The organism is Methyloceanibacter sp., assembly GCF_058506495.1.
In genome coordinates this window covers 1-4,432 of sequence record NZ_JBZMXT010000127.1, presented here as the reverse complement: position 1 = coordinate 4,432, position 4,432 = coordinate 1, and the positions used below count along the sequence as shown (strand labels likewise).

The window sequence follows — 4,432 nt, the reverse complement described above, 5'->3', positions numbered from 1 at the left end:
GTCTTTGGTACGCGCAGCCTTAAAGAATCTAATGACTTCGGACAGCCCACAATGCAATGCAGTTTGGCTCATGTCCGACTTCGCAAAACGAACCGGACTCTCTTCTGCTGCGCAGAATCCACGTCGTTATCTCTGGACTGACGCCTTCGCAGTTTGCAACTTTCTCGAACTATTCCAGCAAACGGCTGATGAACAGTACGAGCGCGCTGCGATAGCGCTCATCGACCAAGTTCATCTGGTGCTGGGGCGGTATCGAGACGACGATGCACGCAGAGGCTGGATCAGCGGACTCGCCGACGAGCGTGCCCGCCACCACCCCACGCTAGGCGGTCTTCGGATTGGTAAGCGGCTCAAGGAGCGCGGCTCGAACGAGACTTTCGACAGTCGTCTCGAGTGGGATCGCGACGGACAGTATTTTCACTATCTAACGAAATGGATGCATGCGCTGTGCCGGGCAGCCTCGGTGACCGGCGACAGCAGATACAGGACGTGGGCGGTAGAGCTGGCGCAACGCTCGTTCGAAGCCTTTGTCCGCAGATCGGCATCTGGCGAGGTTGCCGGTCTTGCTTGGAAGATGAGCACCGATCTTACGAGACCGCTCGTTCCCACGGTAGGTTTGCATGACACCTTGGACGCGCTGATCACTTTTTGGGAGATCGAGCATGCGATGCAAGACCATACCGAGTTGAACGGTCTCCATCAGGCGCTCGAGAAGCTGCACCCGCTTTGCCAGAATGCAGATTGGGTGACCGACGACCCGCTGGGCTTAGGCGGACTGCTGTTCGACGCTTGCAGGCTTGCTCAATTGGTTCGCGGCGATCATCAACGCGAGGCTCGACTGCTGGAGGATATACTGCAGTCATGCTGTAACGGATTGGCGGCGCTTTTCATCAGCCGTTATTTGGATCAGCCGACCACGCATCGCTTGCCTTTTCGAGAACTCGGCCTGGCGATCGGGCTCGGAGCGTTGCCGATGATCGCTGAAGCCATCGAAGGCGAAGAAGGCCTCCGGAACAGACCCGGTTTGCGGCGACCTATCGAACTGCTCTTGTCGTATAAACCCCTTTGCGGGGAGCTCGTCGATCTTTGGCTAAAGCATGCCCGGGTCAATGACGAGAGCTGGGATGCCCATCGAGACATCAATGAGGTGATGCTGGCGACGGCGCTCATGCCACAGATGTTTCTGTCGATCAGCCGACATCAGAATACGACCTAGAGACAACTGCTTGACGCCCCTAGGCCGACATGTGGCATTTCTCGGTTGATGTCCGCTAAGCGCCAAGAGCAGAAATTGGGCGTGGCCAGTCGTTGCGTGGTTGGGATGGCATGAAGACGAACAGATTCTCTGGTTTGAGGTCATGAATGGAGTGGCAAGTGGTGCATCGCCAGCGCTCCACTATTCAGCTGCTCCGTATTTTGCGAACATGCTATCCCGCTGCGTCGATTTTTGTCTGCCCTGTGAAGCCAAAAACGCCGATCACGAGCCTACGGTTTCGCCCGCAATAGCTATCGCGTCGGGTTCTTCTTGAACGTGCTCTTTCTTGCCACCCACCATCATGATGGTCGTGCTGTCATGGCCGGGGTACCGTGCCAAGTAGAGGACATTGTCTAGGTTGATGTAGAGCTTGTTCCCGGCATCGTCCGTGCATACTGACCAAGTAGCCATTATCCATACCTTCCTCTCTGCGTTTCGAAGGCAACAAACAAACGATGCCTCTAGACGCCATCGCATTGCGGTAGCTCAATGCTACACTAAGACTGTGCAGAGAAAGCATAAAGAGCGAGTCCCATAAGAGGCCCGGAGGTGAGCTATGAAGAACATCTTGTGGGTGGCGGCGTTGGCCTGGATCCTGCTCATGCCAACCGCTTACGCCACTTCGTTGGTGGGAGACAGCGTGAACGGAAAGCGACTCTATAACGCGAACTGCATGGGGTGCCACGATACGAGCGTTCACTCACGCAAGGAGCGATTTGTGCAGTCTTTGGACACGCTCAGGAAGCAACTGGGAAATTGTAGACATTTGGCAACTGCGGAGTTCTCTGCGAGCGAAACGCAAGATCTCCTCAAGTACCTGAACGATGAGTTCTATAAATTCCGCTAGATCAGACCGCACGGGAGAAGCCCACAAGGAAGGTCCTTTCCGCAACACCTCACAAGTTGACCTGTCTCAAGGCCGCGGAGCGGTACCCGGTAGTTCAATAGGTTTGCCGTGCTAGGCGTCGATTCTGCACGCCCATAAGGCCAATGACGCCTATGCTGTTGGCAGGCCCGGTTCTGCATGAGTACGTAGGCCGGGCTTACTGCGTGCCATCATTAATGTTGGCTTTGGCCCGACGGAACATACGTGATGAAAACTTCCTGGTTTTCAATACGACTAACGCCTCCAACAAAGTACGCTTTCTACTCGTCAATCGTATTGGCAGCGTTCGCTTGCATCTTTTACGTGGCTGGAGTGCTTGGCCTGTTCGCGGACGGCGTCCACTTTGCACTTTGGATCGTACTCGCAGCGTGGGTACTGCTTGCGGCTGGCGTTGCGGCGAGGGGTGTTTAGTTGCAGCCCGTGGTGTTTCGAAGGCCACGTCTGTTGAACTTGCAACGCATCGCGCAGCCTCGACGCCCCCCTGTCTTTTGAGCGATGCGCCTTCACCAAGCCTATCTTAGAACGTCTCCTCAGGTCCGGCCGCGCGACGCCGACCTCCGAAATAGCAGGATGTTCGGTGGCACTGGGTTGAGTTGACACAAGTCAATCTTGGCACAGTTTTCTGTTGCCAAACTGCGAGGACACTTCGAGGCGAGAACGGGATCGTTTCTTCCCGTCGGCTTCAAGGAGTTTCAGTCGTGGAGAATCCATCATGTCGCAGACTTGTATTGCCTATATGCCTTTGGCCACGGACCCAGAGGTCACTGCTGACGAGGCTATCCTGGCTGCTACAGGGTTCGCGGCCACACTCGATTGTGCGCTGCATGTGACGACCTTTGCCGTCGATATCCCCGAAGTATCGTCGCCGTTAGGTAGCGTAATCGTCGATTTCCGCGGGCTCGTCCGGGCCGCCGAGGAGAAGAGCGAAACTGAATGTCTTCGCCTGCAGGCCCTGGTCAAAGGAGCCGTCGGTTCGCGCCTCAACGTGGACTATACAAGCCGGAAGGTGCCGATGGGCTCAGCAACAGACCGAGCCGCCGTTGAGGCACGGTATTTCGACCTTGTACTAGTTCCGTGGTCTGAAGAGAGCTTTGGGGCACAGAACATGGCGCAGGCCATCGTCTTTGGTTCTGGTCGTCCGACGATCTTGGTCCCGCCCGCGGCTCGTGTCGGCACCCTCGACCACATTGCAGTTGCCTGGGACGCCAGTCGGGTCGCCGCACGCGCGCTTGGCGATGCGCTGCCGCTTCTTGCTAAAGGCGGTCGTGTCTCCGTGTTGACAGTGCAGGGCGATAAAGCTCTGACCGGTTCAAATCTTGCTAACGCACTGGCATCATCGCTGGAAAAGCGCGGGGTAAGCGCTACCCCTATCGAGGTCGCGCTCGGTCGGAAAACCATTGCTGAGGCACTACAGGATACCGCGCTGTCGGAGGACGCGCAGCTTCTGGCGATGGGAGGCTTCGGTCATTCTCGCATCCGTGACTTTATACTTGGCGGGGCAACGAATGGTGTGCTCGCTCAACTCAAGCTTCCAACCTTGATTTCGCACTGAATGGCGGGTGCGCTTGGATCGTCTTCTTCGGGTATTGGGCACCACTGGGCTTGTCACAACTCACCCGGCACGCTCTCATCGTCTGGCTTCACTCATCCGCCACGTGCCGAGAGCGGTGTTTAAAAAACGGCCTGAACAATGAGGCAGCGCTCGCGCTGTCCCTAGGGTTGCCATGTGCTGGTCACGATGGCTCATCGTGCCGTTCTGTGGGCCCGGTTCGCTGGTTGAACCCTAGCTGGAATGCGGTCCACGCATTGAGCTTATTGCGGCCTGAATACGACGCCAGTCCTCGGCTTGAGACTTGTCACCCTGCTTCTCGAAATCAGCAGCTCTCTGAGCCGCCTCAGCCTCGGCTTTCGCGCCGTGCGTACCTAAGAAGCGACGAGCGTAGTCATGGATTTCGTTCATATTCATGGGAAACGATCCTTTTCGCTAAGCTCCAGTAATATGCACGGCGAGGCTACTTCGGCCCTTGATCGCCATCAACTTAGCTGCACTTAGTCTGGTACTGGGTGATTGGGTGTACGCAGCATGGGTTTTGTGAAAGCCGCTGGGACAATTGTTTGATGGTGGTAGTGCTAAGGGATGCCCAACGGGCCCGACGCGCACAGGTCGAGTCGGCGGCGCCATATGTCTCTCTTGTGCGCGCTGCGTCAAAACTCTCTGCCATGCCGCAGCAGCTTCCGGACCGTATGCGCGTCGCCACGTACAATGTGCATCGGTGGTCGGGCGTGAGTGG

5 protein-coding genes and 1 pseudogene are annotated in these 4,432 nt (G+C 56.7%); 4 read left to right on the top strand and 2 right to left on the bottom strand.

Annotated features, from left to right (window positions below):
- Positions 1-1,216 (top strand): annotated as a pseudogene (locus AC33YF_RS13015) (hypothetical protein); the annotation flags it as partial.
- Between the two features lie 261 nt (positions 1,217-1,477).
- On the opposite strand, the gene AC33YF_RS13010 reads toward AC33YF_RS13015, so the two are convergent.
- Positions 1,478-1,666 (bottom strand): hypothetical protein, encoded by a 189-nt coding sequence (locus AC33YF_RS13010; protein ID WP_491777637.1) that lies wholly within the window; start codon positions 1,664-1,666, stop codon positions 1,478-1,480.
- A 145-nt stretch (positions 1,667-1,811) separates the two neighbouring features.
- Here AC33YF_RS13010 and AC33YF_RS13005 point away from each other — a divergent pair, with 145 nt between their 5' ends.
- The 3 genes from AC33YF_RS13005 to AC33YF_RS12995 all read left to right on the top strand — a co-directional run bounded on the left by AC33YF_RS13005 (position 1,812) and on the right by AC33YF_RS12995 (position 3,693).
- Positions 1,812-2,102 (top strand): cytochrome c family protein, encoded by a 291-nt coding sequence (locus tag AC33YF_RS13005; RefSeq protein ID WP_491777636.1) that lies wholly within the window; start codon positions 1,812-1,814, stop codon positions 2,100-2,102.
- A 315-nt stretch (positions 2,103-2,417) separates the two neighbouring features.
- Positions 2,418-2,552: a hypothetical protein gene (locus AC33YF_RS13000; protein ID WP_491777635.1), complete on the top strand. Its 135-nt coding sequence runs from the start codon at positions 2,418-2,420 to the stop codon at positions 2,550-2,552.
- Positions 2,553-2,853: 301 nt separating this feature from the next.
- Positions 2,854-3,693, top strand: coding sequence for a universal stress protein (locus AC33YF_RS12995; protein ID WP_491777634.1), 840 nt, complete (start codon positions 2,854-2,856; stop codon positions 3,691-3,693).
- A gap of 231 nt (positions 3,694-3,924) precedes the next feature.
- Here the strand turns inward: AC33YF_RS12995 and AC33YF_RS12990 are convergent, their stop codons facing one another.
- Positions 3,925-4,107: a hypothetical protein gene (locus tag AC33YF_RS12990; RefSeq protein ID WP_491777633.1), complete on the bottom strand. Its 183-nt coding sequence runs from the start codon at positions 4,105-4,107 to the stop codon at positions 3,925-3,927.
- Positions 4,108-4,432 lie beyond the last annotated feature (325 nt).

What these genes read in the sequence shown, in the direction of transcription:
- AC33YF_RS12995 (WP_491777634.1), top strand. Translation starts at nt 2,854, where the DNA reads ATGTCGCAGACTTGTATTGCCTATATGCCTTTGGCCACGGACCCAGAG.
- AC33YF_RS13010 (WP_491777637.1), bottom strand. Translation starts at nt 1,666, where the DNA reads ATGGCTACTTGGTCAGTATGCACGGACGATGCCGGGAACAAGCTCTAC.
- AC33YF_RS13005 (WP_491777636.1), top strand. Translation starts at nt 1,812, where the DNA reads ATGAAGAACATCTTGTGGGTGGCGGCGTTGGCCTGGATCCTGCTCATG.
- AC33YF_RS12990 (WP_491777633.1), bottom strand. Translation starts at nt 4,107, where the DNA reads ATGAATATGAACGAAATCCATGACTACGCTCGTCGCTTCTTAGGTACG.